This window comes from Bacillus zhangzhouensis (genome assembly GCF_000715205.1).
Lineage (GTDB): Bacteria > Bacillota > Bacilli > Bacillales > Bacillaceae > Bacillus > Bacillus zhangzhouensis.
Map to the genome: position 1 here is coordinate 106,372 of NZ_JOTP01000002.1, position 21,788 is coordinate 128,159.

The 21,788-nt window shown below is 40.6% G+C and carries 22 protein-coding genes; all 22 read right to left on the minus strand.

The window, feature by feature from the left end; all coding sequences use genetic code 11:
- Positions 1-18: 18 nt before the first annotated feature.
- The 22 genes from flgD to BA70_RS02525 all read right to left on the minus strand — a co-directional run bounded on the left by flgD (position 19) and on the right by BA70_RS02525 (position 21,784).
- Positions 19-462, minus strand: coding sequence for a flagellar hook assembly protein FlgD (gene flgD, locus BA70_RS02420; protein ID WP_034317736.1), 444 nt, complete (start codon positions 460-462; stop codon positions 19-21).
- A complete protein-coding gene (locus tag BA70_RS02425) occupies positions 462-1,784 on the minus strand; it encodes a flagellar hook-length control protein FliK (protein ID WP_034317739.1) in 1,323 nt (440 codons plus the stop codon). The genes flgD and BA70_RS02425 overlap by 1 nt, the downstream gene beginning before the upstream one ends.
- Positions 1,785-2,471, minus strand: coding sequence for a MotE family protein (locus tag BA70_RS02430; protein WP_034317742.1), 687 nt, complete (start codon positions 2,469-2,471; stop codon positions 1,785-1,787).
- Between the two features lie 12 nt (positions 2,472-2,483).
- Complete coding sequence (fliJ, locus tag BA70_RS02435; RefSeq protein ID WP_034317744.1) at positions 2,484-2,927, minus strand: flagellar export protein FliJ; 444 nt, start codon at positions 2,925-2,927, stop codon at positions 2,484-2,486.
- 7 nt (positions 2,928-2,934) lie between these two features.
- The gene (gene fliI / locus BA70_RS02440; protein WP_034317747.1) at positions 2,935-4,251 is read right to left on the minus strand and encodes a flagellar protein export ATPase FliI; all 1,317 of its coding nucleotides are present in this window, start codon (positions 4,249-4,251) and stop codon (positions 2,935-2,937) included.
- The gene (gene fliH, locus BA70_RS02445; RefSeq protein ID WP_034317750.1) at positions 4,248-5,012 is read right to left on the minus strand and encodes a flagellar assembly protein FliH; all 765 of its coding nucleotides are present in this window, start codon (positions 5,010-5,012) and stop codon (positions 4,248-4,250) included. The genes fliI and fliH overlap by 4 nt, the downstream gene beginning before the upstream one ends.
- On the minus strand, positions 5,005-6,021 hold the full coding sequence (fliG, locus tag BA70_RS02450; protein WP_034317753.1) for a flagellar motor switch protein FliG: 1,017 nt from the start codon (positions 6,019-6,021) through the stop codon (positions 5,005-5,007). The genes fliH and fliG overlap by 8 nt, the downstream gene beginning before the upstream one ends.
- Before the next feature lie 11 nt (positions 6,022-6,032).
- Positions 6,033-7,625, minus strand: a complete 1,593-nt coding sequence (fliF, locus tag BA70_RS02455) for a flagellar basal-body MS-ring/collar protein FliF (protein ID WP_034317756.1) — start codon at positions 7,623-7,625, stop codon at positions 6,033-6,035.
- A 49-nt stretch (positions 7,626-7,674) separates the two neighbouring features.
- Positions 7,675-7,992, minus strand: a complete 318-nt coding sequence (gene fliE, locus BA70_RS02460) for a flagellar hook-basal body complex protein FliE (protein WP_034317759.1) — start codon at positions 7,990-7,992, stop codon at positions 7,675-7,677.
- Between the two features lie 11 nt (positions 7,993-8,003).
- On the minus strand, positions 8,004-8,456 hold the full coding sequence (flgC, locus tag BA70_RS02465; RefSeq protein WP_024424179.1) for a flagellar basal body rod protein FlgC: 453 nt from the start codon (positions 8,454-8,456) through the stop codon (positions 8,004-8,006).
- Positions 8,456-8,845, minus strand: a complete 390-nt coding sequence (flgB, locus tag BA70_RS02470) for a flagellar basal body rod protein FlgB (protein ID WP_034317762.1) — start codon at positions 8,843-8,845, stop codon at positions 8,456-8,458. The genes flgC and flgB overlap by 1 nt, the downstream gene beginning before the upstream one ends.
- Positions 8,846-9,132: 287 nt before the next feature.
- Entirely contained in the window at positions 9,133-9,912 is a 780-nt protein-coding gene (codY, locus tag BA70_RS02475; protein ID WP_034317765.1) for a GTP-sensing pleiotropic transcriptional regulator CodY, read from the minus strand.
- A gap of 34 nt (positions 9,913-9,946) precedes the next feature.
- On the minus strand, positions 9,947-11,347 hold the full coding sequence (hslU, locus tag BA70_RS02480; protein WP_034317768.1) for an HslU--HslV peptidase ATPase subunit: 1,401 nt from the start codon (positions 11,345-11,347) through the stop codon (positions 9,947-9,949).
- A gap of 16 nt (positions 11,348-11,363) precedes the next feature.
- The gene (hslV, locus tag BA70_RS02485; protein WP_024424181.1) at positions 11,364-11,909 is read right to left on the minus strand and encodes an ATP-dependent protease subunit HslV; all 546 of its coding nucleotides are present in this window, start codon (positions 11,907-11,909) and stop codon (positions 11,364-11,366) included.
- 14 nt (positions 11,910-11,923) lie between these two features.
- Positions 11,924-12,841 (minus strand): tyrosine recombinase XerC, encoded by a 918-nt coding sequence (gene xerC, locus BA70_RS02490; RefSeq protein WP_034317771.1) that lies wholly within the window; start codon positions 12,839-12,841, stop codon positions 11,924-11,926.
- 62 nt (positions 12,842-12,903) lie between these two features.
- Complete coding sequence (gene trmFO / locus BA70_RS02495) at positions 12,904-14,208, minus strand: FADH(2)-oxidizing methylenetetrahydrofolate--tRNA-(uracil(54)-C(5))-methyltransferase TrmFO (RefSeq protein WP_034317774.1); 1,305 nt, start codon at positions 14,206-14,208, stop codon at positions 12,904-12,906.
- Positions 14,209-14,278: 70 nt separating this feature from the next.
- Positions 14,279-16,354 (minus strand): type I DNA topoisomerase, encoded by a 2,076-nt coding sequence (topA, locus tag BA70_RS02500; RefSeq protein ID WP_034317776.1) that lies wholly within the window; start codon positions 16,352-16,354, stop codon positions 14,279-14,281.
- 193 nt (positions 16,355-16,547) lie between these two features.
- Complete coding sequence (gene dprA, locus BA70_RS02505) at positions 16,548-17,450, minus strand: DNA-processing protein DprA (RefSeq protein WP_034317779.1); 903 nt, start codon at positions 17,448-17,450, stop codon at positions 16,548-16,550.
- Positions 17,451-17,513: 63 nt separating this feature from the next.
- Positions 17,514-18,416 (minus strand): succinate--CoA ligase subunit alpha, encoded by a 903-nt coding sequence (sucD, locus tag BA70_RS02510; protein ID WP_003212080.1) that lies wholly within the window; start codon positions 18,414-18,416, stop codon positions 17,514-17,516.
- A 22-nt stretch (positions 18,417-18,438) separates the two neighbouring features.
- Complete coding sequence (gene sucC, locus BA70_RS02515) at positions 18,439-19,599, minus strand: ADP-forming succinate--CoA ligase subunit beta (RefSeq protein WP_034317782.1); 1,161 nt, start codon at positions 19,597-19,599, stop codon at positions 18,439-18,441.
- Between the two features lie 176 nt (positions 19,600-19,775).
- Entirely contained in the window at positions 19,776-20,051 is a 276-nt protein-coding gene (locus tag BA70_RS02520) for a FlhB-like flagellar biosynthesis protein (protein ID WP_034317785.1), read from the minus strand.
- Entirely contained in the window at positions 20,048-21,784 is a 1,737-nt protein-coding gene (locus BA70_RS02525; protein ID WP_034317788.1) for a hypothetical protein, read from the minus strand. The genes BA70_RS02520 and BA70_RS02525 overlap by 4 nt, the downstream gene beginning before the upstream one ends.
- Between the last annotated feature and the right edge of the window lie 4 nt (positions 21,785-21,788).

The window sequence follows — 21,788 nt, forward strand, 5'->3', positions numbered from 1 at the left end:
TTTTCCTCCTCGATTTGCTTACGATTTTTCTCCAACAGTTGTAACGTCCCAAGGGCTGATTTTCGTTCCATCCTCTAGATATAGGAAATATTCATTGTTTATGTTTTTAACAGACTTCACAATACCAGATATATCTTTATCATCTTGTTTGCCCGCTACTTCTTTACCAATCCAGCCTACATACGTAGTAAACGGATCTTGGTGTGCAACAAATGTAGACATGACCTGATTGAGCTGAGTGATTGATTCGTTCATATTCATTTGCTGTTCTAAAGAAGAAAATGTTGCAAGCTGTGTGACAAATTCACGGTCATCAATTGGATTTGTCGGATCTTGGTTTTGAAGCTGCGTGAGTAATATTTTCAAGAACTGATCTCGGCCGAGTGTGTCTGTTTTCTTTGCTGCACTTGAAGAAGTGTCTGTTGTTGCGGTTGTTCTATTAGTAGAATCAACGGTTGCCATTAGATCTCCTCCTCTTCTTCATCTGACCCAACAAGAGCGTCCAATACATCCTGGAATTCCGCTTCCTGTTCATCAGGCTGCTGAGAATTTTGCCCTTTTGACTGGTGCTGCTTGTTTTCTTCACTAAACTGTCCAAATAACGGCTGTTCATTTGATTGAAGCGGTATATGGAAACGGTCCACTTGAACCGACATATTCGGAAGTGCCTGTTTGAGCTGCGGCAAATGATGCTCTAACAGCTCTTTTGCTGCTTGCGTCGAGGCTGTAATTTTACTCGCATACACACCGTTTTGTTTCGTTAGTTGAATGGTGATAAACCCAAGATTTTCTGGATTTAACCGAACTGTAAAGCGTCCACTTGAGTTGCCAAATGGCGTAAATTTCATTTGCTTCCACGTGTTTAAAATTTGCTCATCAACCGTACCTGGTTTTGCATCAGATGTTTGTGTCTGCTGCACAGGAGCAGTTGATTGCAGTTGAAAGAACTGTTTATGACCTGGCAAAAGCGTATGGGTCATTGTTTTTTCAGAAGCAGGCGTGGCGGTGCTTTGTCCTTTGACGATTTCTTTTTTGATGAGCCATTCAAGTGATGCCGCACCTTTTGCTGGAGATGCGAGGGAAGATTCTTGTTTTGGAGAGACCAATTCTTTTAACTCTCCTAGAGAAATTTTCCACTCTTTATCTGATCCTTTCGCATTCGCCATCATATGATCGATTAACTGATTAAAGTGTTTCAGCTCACTTTGAGACATAGAGTTCAGCTTTGGTGCTGACCCCTGTGAGAAGAACTGCTCTTTTACTTGCTGAATGAGCTTCTCATCGGCAGCGTTTTTCGAAAGAAAATGGATGAAGTCTTGACCTTTTTCCCCAATATCCTGTACAAGTTTTGTATCAAGGCTAAGCGGCTGTTGGTTTAGCAATTCATATAAGAAAAAGTGGACTTGTATGAGCTGTTCACTATGTTCAGCAGCTGGCTTATCAGCTTGATCACCATAAATAGATGCTTCCATTTTTTGAAATAACTCTTCAAGTGACTTTAGATCAGTTGGATCTAGTTTTTGACCTTGAAGCGTTTGAAGCGCCCTAAGAAGATCTCCATCGATCCCATCTTCAGGTGATTGCATCCATTTTTCAATGACTTGCATTGCATCATTGATGGAAAGAGAGGCTCCCGCCGGCTCAGAATTGACTGGCCCGCTTTGAATGCCTGCACCACTAAGCAATTGTTTAAATAAACCTCGTGCAGATGCTGCACCGCTTCCCTTTAGTCCCGAGAGACCTTGAGAAGATTGCTGTAAGGCTCCAATATCCAATAGCTTCACTTATTGTCCACCCCCATTTTCACTTTCTTCTTTTTTGGCAAGCTCCTTCGTAAACGTTGCTGCCTTCTGAGGTGTCAGTTTTGCTAATATGTCCGTCAGCTTGTTTTTACTCAGCTCTTCAAGGATCTTCAAAGCCTCTTTATCACTTAATTCTGATAAAATTTTGGCGGATTTCCCTGCATCCATGCTTTCATAAATGCTGGCAACCTTCCCTTTTGATTGTTGATTAGAGGATGCCGCCGTATCAGAGGACGTCTCTGCTGAGTTATTACTTGACGTACTGTTTGATGAACTGTCATTTGCTGACGTATTATCTGCATTATTTTCAGTTGTTTTTTCAAGGGAACTGATTTTTTGGTTCAGTCTTTTAATCTCTTCATCACTTGTTTTCAAGTCTTTTTGTGCAATTTCGAGTTCATTGTTTTGCTCTTTAATGGTCTTTTTCAATTCTTTCAACTCTTCATCACGTTGATCATTATGTGAAGATGACGTTTTTGAGCTGTCATCTGAACCAACCAAGCTACTAATCACTGGAATGTTTTGGAGCGGTTTCTTTAGATCATAACCCGCAATATAAAGGATTGTGCCACTCACAATGACAAGCACAATCAATGGGATGATGACAATAAACAAGATCCATTGAAATTTTCCGCCGCTTGATTCCTTCGCTTTTTCCTTCTTAGGCATTCATCTCGACTCCTAATGTCCTTGAAACATGAATTGGCTGATAGAGATATCATCCATTTCTTTCATTTCAATTGCCTTATGTTCAAGGGAAAACTTTTCAAATTGCTTTTCTTTCATTTTTTCAAACTTTTTAAACTCAATGTTTTTTTCAGTTAAATCAGATTGTTTTTCATTCATTTGATGACGTTTCATGATCACAAGTTGCTGATAATGCTGGATAGTGTTATCTAAGTTGGTCACAAATTGCTGGTAATGACGCATTTCTTGGACACTCATTCCACTCCTCAGCTTGTCTTCTTTGCTTTTTTCCATTAGCTCTTTTTTACTCATATTTTCATAGAGTTTTTCAGCGACTTGCTCAAATGCCGAAACGGATTGTTGATACGCTGCGAGTGATTTGTCTTTTTCACTTTCTTTCAGTTCCAAGAGCTTTTGAAATTTGTATTGATATCTCACTTTTTTGTCAATCCTCTCTATTCATCAAACTGAGCAATAAATTCACACTGTCTTCAATAGATACAGCCTCTTCTACATCCTGTTTCAAAAATGAAATCAGATGAGGATAAGCCTGCATGGCCTCATCAATATCCTTAGAGGAGCCTTTTTTATATGCTCCAATGTTAATGAGGTCTTCAGCGTTTTGATAAGTGGATAAAAGCTGACGGAACCGACTGGCCGCTTCCTTGTGATCATGACTTGCTATATTACTCATGACACGGCTGATACTTTTCAGAATATTGACAGCGGGAAATTGTCCTTTGTTTGCTAAAGCACGATCAAGTACAATGTGCCCATCCAAAATTCCCCTGACTGTATCAGCGATCGGCTCATTCATGTCGTCACCATCAACAAGCACTGTGTAAAACGCTGTGATGGAACCAAGCTGATTCGTTCCAGTTCGTTCAAGCAATTTTGGCAGTATAGCGAACACTGAAGGTGTATATCCTTTTGTAGTTGGCGGTTCGCCTGTTGCAAGACCTATTTCTCTTTGTGCCATGGCGACCCTCGTGACAGAATCCATCATAAACATGACATTTTTGCCTCTGTCTCTGAAATATTCCGCAATGGCTGTCGCTGTATAGGCTGCTTTCATTCTCGTCAGCGCTGGCTGGTCAGAAGTTGCGACGACAACAATTGAACGTTTCAGCCCTTCAGCACCTAAATCCTTTTCGATAAACTCACGAACTTCACGACCACGCTCTCCAACAAGAGCAATGACATTTAGATCCGCTTCCGTCTGCTTAGCAATCATTCCCATTAAGGTACTTTTTCCAACACCACTTCCAGCAAAAATCCCGATCCTTTGACCAGTGCCAACTGTGAGCAGACTATCGATCACTCTGACACCAACACCCATCTTTTCTCGAATCGGCGGCCTGTCCATCGGGTTTGGAGGAGACTGTTCTGTCGAAACAGGTGCAAGTCCCTTTGGAAGCATACTGCCGTCCAGTGGATCACCGAAGGCGTCAACGACTTCACCAATTAAGCCAGTACCTACTTTGACCTTTAACGACTCACCGGTCGCTTCAACTAGACTTCCTGGTGAGATATTGGACGCTTCAACATAAGGCATGAGCAGAATGTTTTCATCTCTAAAACCAACGACCTCTGCTTTGATCGGATGGCGTTTACTTCCTTTTTTGTGAATGAGACACACATCTCCGATAGAGCTCTCTGGCCCCTTGGACTCGATCATCAGCCCAACAACTCGATTGACTTTGCCAAATCGTTTATAAGGATCGGCGGTTTCAATCGTTTCTTTCAACACATCTAGGTTCATTTGTGATCACCTGAATCAATGACTTCTAATAGTTTTTCTTTTAACTGATTCATTTGTGTATCAACACTCGCTTCCATTTTTCCAAAGCTTGTTTCTACGTAACAAGTCCCTTTTGGTGCTTTTTCATCCGAGTAAATGGCAAGATGTGTATCCTTTTGAAGAATTCTGATCAATTCGTCTTTATATTCCATGACATGCTCATAATGTTCCGGGTCGACATAGATGGAAATATTATCATATTCTTTCACTTCTGAAATGACCTGCTTCACAAGAGCCAAAAATTGATCTTTCGTGTCCTCAGCTGCATACCAAACTCGTTTGGCGAGTTCGAAAGCCAGTTCCACAATTTCTTCAGCAGAGCTTTCAATTTTTTCTTCATAGTCCTGCTTCGCAAGACTGACAATCTCATTTGCTTGATCAAGAATAGATTGGTACTGCATGTTCGCATCTGCCTCGCCCTTTCGGAAGCCTTCTTGATAACCTGTTTGTTTCGCTTCTTCAATGAGCTGCATTCTTTCAGCTTCAAAATCAGCTCGGCGCTGATTGATTTCAGCCATTGTTTTTTCTAGCTCTCTGTTTGCTTGTTCTAGAATACGGCTTGCTCGATCTTCTGCATCACTTAGGACAAGCTGTGATGCTTCCGTTTCATTGACAAGCTCTTCTTCGTGATGTTCTTTTTTAAACTCCACTTGCTGCAAAGGAATCGTTTGCCGACCTTGCGCAGGAATAACAGATGTTTCATGTTTGATGATTCTAGACAATGATATCGTCTCCTCCGCCTCGAGCTATGACGATTTCTCCAGCTTCCTCGAGTCGTCTTACGATGCTGACAATACGGGTTTGTGCTTCCTCGACATCTCTAAGCCGGACAGGCCCCATAAACTCCATTTCTTCTTTGAACGTTTCGACCATCCGCTGGGACATATTGCGGAAGACAATTTCTTTGACCTCTTCGCTTGCCACTTTGAGGGCGAGCAATAAGTCATCATTTTCAACATCTCTAATGACGCGCTGGATGGCTCTGCTATCAAGAGTGACAATATCTTCGAAGACAAACATACGTTTCTTAATTTCATCAGCAAGCTCAGGATCTTGAATTTCAAGTGTGTCTAAAATGGTCTTCTCCGTTGCACGGTCTACACCATTTAACACTTCCACAACCGCTTCGACCCCGCCCGTTTGGGTATAGTCTTGCGTAAAGGTTGAAGAAAGCTTTTGTTCAAGAATGCGTTCCACCTCATTGATGATCTCAGGAGATGTGCGGTCCATTAAGGCAATTCGTCTCGCAACCTCTGTTTGTACATCCTCGCCTAACTCAGATAAAATTTGCCCAGCCTGTACTGGATCTAAGTAGGAAAGTATGAGCGCAATGGTTTGTGGATGCTCGTGTTGGATAAAGTTTAAGATTTGCTCCGGGTCAGCCTTTCTAGCAAAATCAAATGGTTTCACTTGAAGAGAGGATGTCAATCGGTTTAAGATGCTATCCGCTTTGTCCTCACCAAGCGCTTTTTCAAGCACTTGTCTTGCGTACATAAGACCGCCTTGTGATATGTAGTCCTGCGCGATGGCAATGCTGTGAAACTCTTCGATGACTTCATCTTTTTTAGCAGTATCTACACTTCTTACATTGGAAATTTCTAATGTTAATTTTTCTATTTCGTCTTCAGACAGATGTTTGTATACAGATGCTGACACGTCTAGCCCTAAGGAAATCATTAGGATTGCTGCTTTTTGTCTGCCTGTTAGTCGATTTGGATCTTTTCTCGACATGTGTATTCCTCCTAATCCTCGGACAGCCAGCTGCGTAGCAATTTAGCAAAGTCTTCTGGTTTTTCTTTTGCCATTTTTTCAAGCTGATTTTTTCTCACCATTTCTTCTGTTTCTGGTTCAGTATCGATATCAGGAACATGGATTGGTGTACGTTCATCGAGCTCAAACTCTTCTTCCTCTTCTTTTCTGCGCTTACGCACAAGAAGAATAATGAGAGCGATAATTGCAAGTAGTAGCACACCGCCTACAATATAAACCCAAATCGGAATATTGTTTGAAGGGCTTTCTGCTGCAGTTTGCTGTTTACCGTCTAATTTTGATACAGATAAAACGATTTTGTTATCTAAGTCAGCTTGAGTGAGCGCTTGACCATTTGTGTATTCTTTATCAATCGATGTGCTAATGATCGTTGAAAGAATCTTTTTGATATCATCTTGCCTTTCAGCAGTTAAAGAGTTCGCATCGTTTGCAGTTGGTGGTTCAACCAATGCTTGAATGCCCACGTCTCTAATTTTATAAGGACTTTCTTTGATATCTTTATGAATGCGGTTTACCTCATAATTGATACGATCTTCGCTCTTTTCGTAATCTCCGCTTCCATTCGCTCCATCGGCACCTTGATAATTTGTGACATCATCGTCACCTGTTCCAGCAGTGCCTCCAGCTGCTGCGCCATTACCTGAATAGGTTTCAGCAATCTTTTCAGCGCTGACAGCGATACCTTGCATGTTTTCTTTATCAACTGGTTCTACTAAATCTTCTTTTCTTTTTTCTTCAGTGAAATCAATGTCTGTTGTGACCGATACGGCAACTTTCTCTTGACCCATCATCGTTCCGAGCAGCTGTTGAATTTTTCTTTGAAGGTTCTTTTCAATCTCTTCTTTTTTCTGCTGCTGTGCATCCATTCCACTTGCATAGGAATCAGAGCTGCTGTTTAAGTCGTAGTAGTTGGAATCTTGGTCCATAATGACAATGTTTTCAGTTTTTAAATTCGGCACACTTTTTGAAATAAGATGATAAAGGCCTTTTACTTGTTGCTGAGTAAGCGTGTAGCCAGGCTCAACTTGCAACACAATTGACGCTGATGCATTACTTTGCTCTTCTCCAACAAAAACGGAATCTTTTGGCAGGTTAATCATAACTTTTGAATCTTTAATCCCATCAATCGTGTTGATCAGATTGGATAGTTCTGTCTGAGTTGCGTCTACTTTCAGAACATCAAATTCATTATCTGTTAAACCGAAGCCGGAGTTGTTCGCAAAGAAGGAATAATCAATATTTCCCGTTTTAGGAAGCCCTTCTGATGCGAGAGTTACTTTTAAAGAATCTGCTTGCTTTTCTGGAACTAAAATCGTTGTTCCATTATTCGCGAGTTCCGATTTGACGTTTTTGCCATCCAGTTCCTGCTTAATTTGCCCTGCTTCTGCCTCAGACAAATCTCTAAATAGCGGAACCATTTTTTCAGAAGAAGCAAAGATGCTAACAACCGTAATAATGATTGCTAGGGCAGCAACGCCGCCAATCATGAGTATTTTTTGTAATTTTGATCGATTTCGCCAAAACTCAACTGTTTTTGTTCTTAATTGCATTAAAGTACGATTCATCTTAACCCCCGGTCATTCCATTCAGTCTTTTTTTGTCCGTCAGCACCTCCTACATCTGCATTCTCATAATCTCTTGGTACGCTTCGACTGCTTTATTTCGAAACTCCGTCGCTGCTGTGAGTGTCACACTTGCTTTTTGCGAAGCAATCATGACTTCATCGAGATTGACTTCTTTACCTTGTGCAAGAGCATTTGTATACTGGTCTGATTTCAGCTGTGATTGATTTAATGCTTCAATGGAATTCTTCAGCACATCAGAGAAATTCGTTTGGCTTTTAGGTGCAGTCGCCTGCACAGACGATGCATTCGTCAATTCACTTGCTTGCTGAGCGGTTTGAAGCTGGAAAGGAGATATTGCATTAACCAATTCTTTTCACCTTACTTTCCTATTTCTAAAGCTTTCATCAGCATGCTTTTATTCGCATTTAGTGCAGTCACGTTTGCTTCATATGACCTTGAGCTGCTGATGAGATCAACCATTTCCTTTAATGGATCAACGTTTGGTGTTTGAACATATCCATTTTCATTGGCATCGGGATTTGTAGGGTCATATTGAAGGTTGAATGGAGTTTCGTCTTCTGTAATCTTCGTTACTTTGACGCCGTTTCCTAATTTGCCGCTCGAATTCATGCTTGAGTTCAATATAGATGAAAATGATTCACCTGACGGCTGTAATGTGACGAGCTTACGTCTATAAGGCTCCCAGTTACCATCAACCTGTTTAGCTCTTGTTGTATCCATATTTGCAAGGTTAGAGGATACAACGTCCATTCTGAGCCTCTGTGCTGTTAATGCTGAGGCCGAAGCGTTAACGCCTGAAAAAATCGACATCACTTACCTCCTGTCAAAACTGTTTTAAGAGAATTGAACTTTCCGCTCATTCTTTCAACCAATGCATTATACTGAATTTGGTTTTTAGCAAGTTCACTCATCTCTTGATCAATATCGACATTATTTCCGTTTTCTTGATAAGAAGTACGGTTACTTGAAACAACTGAATAATTAGACCCTGTTTTAGAAAAATCAATGTGACCTTCGTATGTTTTTTTGGCGTCTAATTTGAATGTCGCGTCATTTAGCATATCATGGAATGCGACGTTTTTCGACTTGTAGTTCGGTGTATCTATATTCGCGATATTATTGCTTATGACTTTTTGCTTAACATTCGCTCTGCTTAAGGCATTCTCAAGGTTGCTTATCGTTCCAGAAAATATATCCAAAACCATATACCTCCAATCATATGTATTTCATTCCATTTAATCATGTCGAGATTTGTAAAACCATATGTTCATTGTAAGAAATAATAGGATTAAAGTCTATGATGTATCTGTAAAAAAAACTCGTAATATATATCTATTTTACGAATAGGTATAAAGGCCTAGATTCAAAGAACTACAGAATTGTAAGGGGTTTCTTGGAAAAAAGAGTGTCATTTTTCGGACAAATTCGCCTTTTTCATACAAAAAAACCCTTTTCAGCATTTATTTCGGCCAAAAAGGGTTTTTGATTAATGAGATTTTAAATTTTCAAGTTCAATTAAAAATTTGTTGTTTAACACTTTGATGTACGTTCCCTTCATTCCAAGAGAACGAGATTCGATCACGCCTGCACTTTCTAATTTACGTAAGGCGTTGACGATCACTGAACGAGTGATACCTACACGGTCAGCAATTTTACTTGCCACAAGGAGGCCTTCATTTCCATCAAGTTCTTCAAAGATGTGTTCAATCGCCTCAAGCTCACTATATGAAAGAGAACTAATCGCCATTTGAACAACCGCTTTACTTCTTGCTTCTTCTTCGATTTCTTCTCCTTTTTCACGAAGGATCTCCATTCCAACAACTGTTGCTCCGTACTCAGCAAGTATTAAATCATCATCAGTGAATGTATCTTGCAAACGAGACAGGATTAACGTTCCTAAACGATCCCCGCCGCCGATAATCGGAACAATGGTTGTCAAACCAGATTGAAATAAATCACGGTTCTCAATCGGGAAAGCTGTATATTCGCTGTTAATATCAAGGTTTGAAGAAGTTTCAGGTACGTTGAATAGACTCTTCGTATATTCTTCTGGGAACTGACGATCTTCAAGCATTTTTTTCATACGTGTATTTTCAATCTGTTGATTGATTGAGTAACCAAGAAGTTTACCTCTTCTACTCAACACAAAAATGTTTGAATCAATGACATCTCTCAGTGTTTCCGCCATCTCTTTAAAATTAACTGGTTTCCCCGCTGAATCTTGCAGCATTGAGTTAATAATCCTTGTTTTTTGTAGTAACGCCATAATAATGATCCTCCTAGATTACTTTATTCATTTGTTAAAGTATAAATTGACTTAAGTCTTTGTTATTTGCAATCTTTCCTAGCTTCTCTTCTACATACTGAGGGGTAATGGTCACTGTCTCCAGTGTAATATCAGGTGCCTCGAATGAGAGCTCTTCAAGCAGCTTCTCAAGTATGGTATGAAGCCTTCTTGCACCGATGTTATCCGTCTCCTGATTGACGTGATAAGCCACTTCGGCAATCTTATGAATAGCATCGTCAGAAAATTCAAGAGATATACCTTCTGTTTCAAGTAAAGCTTTATATTGTTTTAATAACGCGTTATCTGGTTCCGTTAAGATTTTCACAAAGTCTTCTATACTTAATTTATCTAATTCTACACGGATTGGGAAGCGCCCCTGAAGCTCTGGAATCAAATCTGAGGGTTTCGCCATATGAAATGCACCTGCTGCTACAAAAAGCACATGATCCGTTTTCACTGCCCCATATTTCGTCATCACAGTTGAACCTTCTACAATCGGTAAAATATCACGTTGAACCCCTTCACGAGAAACATCTGCAGATGATGCACCACCGCTTTTGGCAATTTTGTCGATTTCATCGATAAAAATAATCCCTTGCTGCTCTGCTTTATGGACGGCTTCCTGACTGACTTCATCCATATCAATCAGTTTTGAAGCTTCCTCAGCAGTTAACGCCTTTCTAGCTTCTCTGACGGTCAGCTTTTTGCGTTTTTTCTTTTTAGGCATGAGATTGCTGAGCGCATCCTGCATGTTCATGCCCATTTGCTCCATACCCGAGCCTTGAAGCATATCAAACATGGATGGCTGCTGTTCATCCACTTCGATCGTGACATAATGATCTTCAAGTTCACCCATAGCCAGCTGGTGAGCAATACGTTTTCTTGTCGATTCAAGCTCTACTTCTTCATTTGAGTCATCTCGATCACGGTCGTCTGCATCAGAACCGCCAAACAGCATCTCAAAAGGATTTTTCACAGACTGGCTTTTTTTCTTACCAGGAACAAGCAAATGAACAAGACGTTTGTTCGCTTGTTTTTCTGCTTCTTCTTGAACATCTTTCATCTTTTCTTCTTTGACAAGTCTAATCGCTGTCTCAACTAAATCTCTGACCATCGACTCTACGTCACGGCCGACATATCCAACTTCAGTAAACTTCGTCGCTTCCACTTTAATAAAAGGCGCACCAGAAATACGTGCAATTCTGCGGGCAATCTCTGTTTTCCCCACACCTGTTGGGCCGATCATTAAAATGTTTTTAGGAACGACTTCATCCTTTAGCTTATCATGTAAAAGACTTCTTCTGTAACGGTTTCTTAAAGCCACCGCCACTGCTTTTTTCGCATCAAGCTGACCAATGATGTACTGATCAAGCTTTTCAACTATCTCTCTTGGGGTAAACGGCTTTTTCTCCATACGTCTCATGTCCTTTCTATTCAAGCTCTTCTAAAGTGATTTGGTCGTTCGTGTAGACACAGATTTCTCCGGCCGTTTCAAGAGCAGCCTTTGCAATTTCTCTAGCTGATAGATGATCACCTGCATGTGTCTTGAGTGCTCTCCCGGCGCTAAGCGCATAGTTGCCGCCTGAGCCGATCGCCAAAATCCCATCATCTGGCTCGATGACCTCTCCTGTTCCAGATACGAGCAGGATGCTTTCTTTGTTCATGACGATGAGCATTGCCTCTAGCTGTCTGAGCATCTTGTCACTTCGCCATTCTTTCGCTAGTTCTACAGCTGCTCGCTTTAAGTTACCACCATATTCTTCAAGCTTGGTTTCAAACTTTTCAAAGAGTGTAAATGCATCTGCTACTGAACCTGCAAAACCTGCGAGCACCTTGCCTCCGAAAAGACGGCGCACTTTTTTTGCTGTGTGTTTCATCACGACAGCCTGCCCGAAAGTGACCTGACCGTCTCCAGCCATCGCACTTTTTCCTTTATGTTGAACGGCAAAGATGGTTGTTGCATGAAATGATGACATGAAAAAACCTCCTTTTAGGATCGTTTAAAAGCCCTTGGGTGATGTGACATGTACGTTTTTCTTAAAGAATCTTTTGATACATGCGTGTACACCTGTGTTGATGATAAGTTTGAGTGACCGAGAAGTTCTTGAACACTTCTCAAATCCGCCCCCTCGTTTAAAAGATGCGTGGCAAAGGTGTGCCTTAGCATGTGAGGATGGATATGTAATGTGCCTGACGCCTTTTTCATTAATTCAGTGAGAATGAATCGAACGCCCCGATCTGTAAGAGGGGCTCCGCGCTGATTCAAAAACACATACGCATCAGCACGGTCTTTCGCCTTAGCTGTCAGTTTCTTCCTTCCATCCTCTAAATAAGTGACCAGCGCTTCATGTGCATAGGAACCGAAAGGAACATACCGCTGTTTGCCGCCTTTCCCATGAACAAGCACTGTATCCATCGATAAATCAAGATCAGATTCTTTTAATGAACATAACTCACTGACCCTCATGCCTGTTGCATAAAGAATTTCTAAAATGGCTTGATTTCTTTGTCCAAGTGGTGTGCTTACATCAGAAACTACAAAAAGCTCTTTTAGTTCTTCTTCATACAAAAATGAAGGAATTCGCTTATCCTGCTTTGGTAAGCTAACGAGTAAAAAAGGATTTTCTTTCACAAGCTGTTCTCTTAATAAAAATTTATAAAAGCTGCGAAGCGCAGAGACTTTCTTACTAATCGTTCTTCTTGTCAGGCCTTTTTCATAAGCTTCTGTTAAATAAATTCTCGTATCTTGATAGGATACCTCTTCAAAACCGTCTATTCCTTGAATGTTCATAAATCTGACAAACTCTTCAATGGCTTCTGAATATCCTGAGATCGTTAAAGCTGAATAGTTTTTTTCAATTTGCAAATATTCAATGAATAAGTGGACAAGACGCTGTTTATTCGTCATTTTTACACCTCTTTAAGGCTTTTAAATGGTATCACATATCTTGCTTTCCGTGCAATGTTTTACTACAGAGATTTCGAAATAGTTTGAATAGTTTCGATTGCGCGCTTAGCGTACTCTGCATACCGCTCTTGTTTGTTTTTAATCCGAACGCCAAGATCTTTCAGCAAGCCAAAGTTTGCATTCATCGGCTGGAAGCTTTTCTTGTTTGTCGACGTGATATAGTAAGCCATACTGCCAATCGCCGTTTCTTCAGGAAGTGTGACAAGCTCTTCTCCTTTGACAAAACGAGCCGCATTAATTCCAGCCACTAGTCCCGAAGCCGCAGACTCGACATAGCCTTCAACTCCTGTCATTTGTCCGGCAAAGAATAGATCATCTCTATTTTTAAACTGATAAGTCGGTCTTAAAAGGCTTGGAGAGTTAATAAATGTATTACGGTGCATCACGCCATAACGAACAATCTCTGCTTCTTCAAGACCTGGAATCAAACGGAATACTTCCTTTTGATCGCCCCACTTCAAATGGGTTTGGAAACCAACGATGTTATATAAAGTACCTGCTGCATCATCCTGTCTTAATTGAACAACAGCGTAAGGTCTTTTTCCTGTTTTCGGATCTTCAAGTCCTACTGGTTTCATTGGACCAAACAGCATCGTTTTCTTTCCTCTTTTCGCCATGACTTCAATTGGCATGCAGCCTTCAAAGAAAATTTCTTTTTCAAACTCTTTTAAAGGCACAGTTTCAGCAGAAATTAACGCCTCATAAAAACGATCGAATTCCTCTTCGGTCATTGGACAGTTTAAATAAGCGGCTTCCCCTTTATCATAGCGTGATTTCAAGTACACCTTATCCATATCAATGCTATCTTTCTCTAGAATTGGTGCCGCTGCATCGTAGAAATATAGATACTCTTCACCTGTTAGTGATTTTAATTCTTTTGAAAGTGCTTCAGATGTAAGTGGACCAGTCGCGATAATTGTCGGGCCTTCTGGAATGCTTTGTACTTCTTCTTGAAAGACCGTAACATTCGGATGGTTTTTCACGCGATCAGTGACGTTTGCTGCAAATTCATGACGGTCTACTGCAAGAGCTCCACCAGCAGGAACTGAGCTTTCATCTGCTGCTGCGATAATCGCTGAATCTAAATGACGCATTTCTTCCTTTAATACACCAACCGCATTTGTCAAAGCGTTCGCACGTAATGAGTTGCTGCATACGAGCTCCGCAAATTTATCTGTGTGGTGAGCTGGCGTTTGTTTGACAGGTCTCATCTCATACAAATTGACTTTAATTCCACGCTTGGCAATTTGCCATGCAGCTTCACTTCCTGCTAAACCTGCTCCGATCACATTTACAAATTGACTCATTGTACAACTCTCCTATTTCGTAAGTTCTGTTTGATGACATAAAAAAGCAGGTGAACAAGGTTGCTCACCGCTATTTTTGTTGTTCCTCTTTATAATCACAGTTCACACATTGAACTTGAACGCCTTTTTTGAGCTTTTTCTCTACAAGCATATTTTCGCATTTTGGACACTTTCTTTCAATTGGTTTGTCCCAAGAGACGAATTCACACTCTGGAAAACGATCACATCCATAAAAAATGCGGCGTTTCTTAGATTTTCGTTCAACAATGTTTCCTTCATGACATGTCGGGCATTTGACACCGATATCTTTGACAATTGGTTTCGTGTTACGGCAGTCAGGAAAGTTAGAGCACGCCATGAACTTACCGTATCTACCCATTTTATACACCATCGGATGTCCACACTCTTCACAATCAACTCCGGCATATTCAGGCTCAATTTCCACTTCTTGCATCTCTGCTTCTGCTTTTTCTACCCGTTTGGCAAAATCTTGATAGAAGCTGTCGATAATGCGAACCCATTCAATTGTACCTTCTTCAACGCTATCAAGTTCTTTTTCCATTTTCGCCGTGAATTCCACGTTAATGATTTCAGGGAAGAATTCAATAATTAAGTTGAGTACAATTTCTCCAAGCTCAGTTGGAATAAACCGTTTGTTATCAAGTGCGACATAGCCACGCTTTTGAATCGTGTCTAGTGTTGGTGCATACGTAGATGGACGGCCTATACCAAGCTCTTCAAGCGTTTTGACTAGTCTTGCCTCTGTGTAGCGCGGAGGCGGCTGCGTGAAGTGCTGTTCAGGTTCGATATCTTTTGAAAGAACCGTATCTCCCTCTTTTAGATCAGGAAGCATTTTGTCCTTTTCTTCTAGCTGGTCGTCCTTCCCTTCCACATATACCTTCATAAACCCAGGGAATTTCACCTTACTTCCATTAGCACGGAAAGTAAGACCGTTATTTTCAAGATCCACACTCATTGTATCAAGAACAGCCGGCGCCATTTGGCTTGCCACAAATCGTTCCCAAATCAATTTATAAAGACGAAGCTGGTCTCTGCTTAGCACGTGTTTGACATCTGCCGGTTTTCTTAGCGTAGAAGTCGGCCTGATGGCTTCGTGAGCATCTTGAGCATTTTCGTTCTTTTTGGCGGTTCGTTTTGTTGTGTTTAAGAAATTCTTGCCATACGTTTGATCAATGAAAGCAGATACTTCTTCAATCGCCGTATTAGAAATACGTGTTGAGTCCGTTCTCATATATGTAATGAGTCCTACTGTACCTTCTTTACCAAGATCAATTCCTTCATATAATTGCTGTGCAATCATCATCGTCTTTTTCGCACGGAAGTTTAGTTTTCTTGCAGCCTCCTGCTGTAGGGTAGATGTCGTAAACGGAACAGCTGGATTGCGTTTACGCTCTTTTTTCGTCACCTTTTCTACAGAGAATTTGCTACCTTTTAGTTTTGAAAGGATTTCTTTTACATCTTCTTTTGTTTTCAATGGATGCTTTTTTCCATTGATGCCAAAGAAACTAGCTTCGAAGGTTTCTTTTCCTTTTAGGAATGTACCATCAATTGTCCAGTATTCTTCTGGTTTAAATTCATTAATTTCATTCTCGCGATCAATAATTAGGCGGAGTGCAACAGATTGAACACGCCCAGCACTTAATCCTTTTTTGACTTTCTTCCATAAAATCGGACTGATTTTATACCCAACTAGACGATCTAAAATTCGTCTGGCTTGCTGCGCATCAACCAAGTCCATATCGATCATGCGTGGATGCTTAAAGGAGTCTTTAATCGCATCTTTTGTAATCTCGTTAAAAACAACGCGGCAATCTGAAGAGAGGTCAAGGTCAAGACTGTGTGCTAAATGCCAAGCAATTGCTTCTCCCTCTCTATCGGGGTCAGCTGCGAGATAGACTTTCTTTGCTTTTTTCGCCGCTGTTTTTAATTCCTTTAAAACTGGACCTTTTCCGCGAATCGTAATATATCTCGGTTCGAAGTCATGCTCAGTATCAACACCTAGCTGACTTTTCGGTAAATCCCTTATATGTCCCATTGATGCCTTTACTTTATACTTTTTTCCTAAATAACGCTCAATCGTTTTCGCCTTTGCTGGCGACTCAACGATGACTAAATAATCAGCCATACTCAAAATCCCCCTTAAGAGGTGTTCTCTCTTTATACATTTCACAATTCATATTTATGTTAATTGCACCTATCTAACAGGCAATCGTTAAAAATTCTTTATGATGAACATCATTATAAACACGAAAAACAAAGTGTAAACTTAAATCCTCACTATTATTAAATATTCCTGTGTCGTTTGTCAAACGATATTTTTATGAGGGTTCAGTATATTGAACGCCACGGAAGGAGAATTCCTCTAAAATATCCTTCGTTGAATGAACAAGCTTTGCTCCCTGTTGAATGAGTCTAGCTGGACCAGTGGAATTAGGATCAAAGATTGATCCTGCCACAGCAAACACTTCTTTTCCTTGCTCAAGCGCCTGGTAGGCTGTAATGAGCGAACCGCTCTTTTCTTTACACTGAATCACGATAGTTCCTTTTGTCAGTGCACTAATTAAACGATTTCTCATTGGAAATTGCCACTTTTCTGGTTTGATATAAGGCGGATGCTCTGACAAAAGCAAATGATGCTCTCCCATATATTGAGCCATTTGCACATGTTCCTTTGGATATACATGCTGAAAACCGCCTGCTACAACACCTATGGTTTTCCCTTTTCTTCTGATGCACTCCTTATGTGCAAGTCCATCGATTCCTTTTGCTAAGCCACTGACAATCATCCAATCTTCCTTAACAAGTTCACCAACAATTTTCTTCACACATGCTTCTCCATAAGACGATGGAACACGCGTGCCTACTACACCTAAACTTTTTTCTTCATTTAAATATGACACGTTACCTTTTAGGAATAACACAGGGGGAGGATCATAAATATGTTTTAGTGTGCTGGGATATAAGGGTGATGTGATGGGAATCATGTGAATGTTTTGCTTTAAATAGGCTTGAACGATGTGTTGAAAAATGGGGAATTCATTTTCTTCAGCTTGTTTTAAGCGGGTAAAGTCGATCGTTTGTAATGATCGATCCTGTTTGAAATGATGTGTTTCTTCATTTATATATAACTCAGGATCGACTTTCCACCATTTTATTAACAAAGAGGGTGAGATGAGGCCTTTTAAGCGGTGAAAAATCATTCTTTCGGACACGTTGTACATACCATTCCTCCAGTTTAAGATAGAAAGAAGAAGACTTGTCAAAGAACAAGTCTTCTTGTGTCATTAATGCGTTTTACAAGCTTCGAAGAGATTCTTCTCTTTTAACACTTTAATTAAGGTTTCTCCCATGACAGATGGAGTCTCTGCCACTTCAATTCCACATTCACGCATTGTTTTTACTTTTTCATCAGCTGTCCCTTTACCACCAGAAATAATTGCACCAGCATGTCCCATGCGTTTTCCTGGAGGCGCCGTTTTACCGCCAATAAAGCCTACAACTGGTTTGGTCATATTTGCTTTTACCCACTCAGCTGCTTCTTCTTCAGCCGTACCGCCGATTTCTCCGATCATAATGACAGCATGCGTATCAGGGTCTTCATTGAAGGCTTTTAATACATCAATAAAGTTTGTCCCATTTACAGGGTCTCCACCGATTCCTACAGCTGTCGATTGACCAACACCAGCCTCTGAAAGCTGATGTACCGCTTCATATGTAAGCGTTCCAGAACGAGAAACAACTCCAACATGACCTTTTTTATGAATGTATCCAGGCATGATGCCAATCTTACATTCTTCAGGTGTAATCACACCAGGGCAGTTTGGCCCAACAAGTCTTGTCTTTTTCCCTTCCATATACCGTTTCACTTTGACCATATCAAGTACTGGAATATGTTCAGTAATACAAATGACTAGATCCACCTCTGCATCAACTGCCTCTAAAATAGCATCTGCTGCAAATGGTGCTGGTACATAGATAACAGAAGCATTTGCTCCAGTTGTTTGCACGGCTTCAGATACTGTATTAAATACAGGAACTCCTTCTACTTCAGTTCCACCTTTTCCAGGTGTGACACCGCCAACAATATTTGTTCCGTACTCAATCATTTGTTTAGTATGGAACAATGCGGTTGAACCGGTAATCCCCTGAACAATTACTCTCGTATTTTTATTAATAAATACACTCATTTAGGTTCCCTGCCTTTCTGCTCTACTTGACTAAAGATACAATCTTTTCTGCCCCGTCAGCCATAGACTCAGCAGAAGTGATATTTAAGCCTGAATCACTCAGGATTTTCTTCCCTAATTCAACGTTTGTTCCTTCAAGTCGTACAACGAGCGGTAATGTCAAGCCAACTTGTTTCGTTGCTTCAACTACACCTTCTGCGATCACATCACATTTCATGATGCCGCCAAAAATGTTAACGAAAATCCCTTTGACATTTTGATCAGATAAAATGATTTTAAATGCTTCCGTTACTTTTTCAGCTGTTGCACCGCCGCCAACATCCAGGAAGTTTGCAGGGTCCCCCCCGTAATGCTTGATGATATCCATTGTAGACATCGCAAGACCTGCTCCATTGACCATACAGCCAATATTTCCGTCTAGTGAAATGTAGCTTAGATCATATTTAGATGCTTCAATTTCCTTCGGATCCTCTTCATCAAGGTCACGGTATTCTAATATATCTTTTTGTCTATATAAGGCATTGCTATCAAAGTTTAATTTTGCATCAAGTGCCATGACTTTTCCATCGCCTGTTACGACAAGTGGATTAATCTCAGCAATTGAACAATCTTTTTCGATAAACGCGTTGTAAAGGCTAGTCATAAACTTAACAGCTTGGCCAACTAATTTTGTTGGAATATTAATCTTAAACGCTACTTCTCTCGCCTGGTAGGCTTGAAGACCAATCGCTGGGTCGATGACCACTTTGACGATTTTTTCTGGCGTTTTTTCTGCTACTTCTTCAATTTCAGTACCGCCTTCTTCAGAAGCCATCAATACAATTCTTGATGTCGCTCTGTCCAAAACAAGTCCAACATAGTACTCCTTTTGAATATCGCAGCCTTCTTCAATAAGTAAGCGTTTTATTTCGCGCCCTTCAGGCCCTGTTTGATGTGTGACAAGTGTTTTGCCGAGCAATTCCTCTGCAAACCCTTTCACTTCATCTTTTGTTTTTGCAATTTTTACCCCACCTGCTTTACCACGGCCGCCTGCATGAATCTGTGCTTTTACGACATATACAGAGCTACTTAGCTCTTCTGATGCTTTCACTGCTTCATCAGGTGTAAATGCTACTTTACCATTTGGAACTGAAACCCCATATTTTCTTAGGATTTCTTTTCCTTGGTACTCATGGATATTCATTTCCCATCCTCCCAACATATGTAGAAACAAAAATTATAAAATAGACTGCGCTTTCATTTTAAAGAATAAAAAAGAGAATGTCTAGGGTTCTATGTAAAATCGTAAAATCCTTCTAAACATTCAAACTTTTATTTTATTAAAAATATAAATTTTTCAGCCAAATCACTTTTTTTACCTTATTTTTTCATTTTTTGATCTAACTTATAGATAAAGGAAAATATTTCTGCTACAGTATCGTATAACGCTTCAGGTATTTCCTCATCAAGCGTTAAGTGGCGCATAAGTTCTACTAAATTAGGGTCTTCTTGAATAGGAACTCCTGATTTCTTTGCTTCTTCAATAATATGATCTGCCACATAGCCGCTTCCTGTTGCGATGACTTTTGGCGCCTTTTGTTTTTCTTCATCATAATGTAGAGCGACCGCTCTTCTAAGCGGTTTTGAATCCTTCATACTCGTAAGTCCAGCCCTTTCTCGCTGATTTTATGAAAGTGTTCATCTAGAAAATGAGATGGATCGATTTGCTCTTGCCTCTTCTTTGCTGTAATACCCGTTAAACTGTAGCCTAAGGCATTTAAATTCTCTCGAACAGCTGGAATCATCGGATTAATTATTCCTTGCAGTTCATGGGCTGTCTCAACTGTAATCGCCATGACCTTTTGCTGAATTGTACAGTCTATTAATGTTTCTTCAAGGTTTTCCATGTTTAAGTAAAACATGAGGCGGCACTGAGAAATATCAATAGAGCCATCTTTTTTCTTATGGCCTTTTAAAATAAACGTTAAATCTTGAACACTATGCTTTGAGAAAAGAGGATAGGAGACCATCATTTGACTGACGGTTTGGTTTTCCTGCTGAACAAATAACTGTCCATTCAATCTATGAAACAATTGATCCACTTCTTTTTTAACGTGATCCGGTAAATCCGCCTGCTTCACATCATTTAAGACGAGCTTTAATTGATGAAGCTCCTGACTTTTTACATCCTGGCTGCCTTTTTCCAGTAGTTTTAGCATACCGATTTCATCACGTACACCTATCGCCTTTTTCATCGTCATGAGTAAATCGAGCACATCGGTTTTATTGCTTAATGTTGGTTCAGTCTGCTGAATGACCTGAGCCAATGCTTTCGCCTCTATTTTTGAAAGGAACGGAAATTCTTTTTGAAGCACGGATGCCTTTGCGTCAGGCTGAGATCCTGCCTGCTGGAGCCCTTGAAGCAGTGAAGTGAGTAGTTTTAAGTCGGGCTGCTGCCGTCCGTCTGCACCTTGCTTTGTCATGCTTGTCAGTATGCGCTCTATTTGCTGAAGTGGGATCGGTAGTTGCTTTGGACTGATCAACTGCTGCGTGTTAGGCTGATTGATTGAAATTGTCTGACGCCCTTGGGCGTTTGAGACTTGGCTATTTTCTGTTTGCTGAGACGGATTGAGGTTATATGGCACTGACATACTGCCCCCTTGCTTCGCTTGGCCTTCTTTCGCTGCTAGAAGCACCGATAAGAGCTTCTCTGCATGAACAGTAGTCTCAGTATCTATGACAGACCGAACGGCTTGTGTAAGGGCCTGTGTGGCATCTGATTGCTTCGGCAGCTGTGTTAATCGATCTAGTAGCGCTGTTATATCCTGATGAAGAGCAGAGGATGATTTCACTGCTAATATCGATTGGAGAACCCCTTGCTGGATCGGTAAATCTTTCTTCAAAGCAAACAGAAGCGCCTGCAGCCCTTTTTTGACATCAGCTCCTTGAAACTGTTCGATCCATTTCACTGCAGTTTTTAACTCTGCTTCATTGATGACCGATTTTTCTTTTAAAAAGGCTGTAGCCGTTAATATGTTTTCAATCCCATTTTTAAGTGACAGGCCTTCTAATAGTTTGGCTGCTGCATCCTTTAACGTTTTGGGATCTTGATCAAATTGTTGAACGGGTCTTAATTTATTGAGGCTGCCTCCACCCTCTTGTTCAAATTGGAACCAATAGAATGCATCCGCTTTTAATTGAGCCGCTAACTGCGCTTTTATTTTGGTCGTGCCTATTTGAACAAGCGCTGTATCATCTCCAAGCATTTTAAGTACTTTTCCGAGAATCAGTCGGTGCATATTTTCCTTTCCTTCGGTGTTTAATGGAACAGATTCTACCGTATTTAACCGGCTATTCAGTGCTGTATGTATGTCTTCAACTCTTGTCATCACA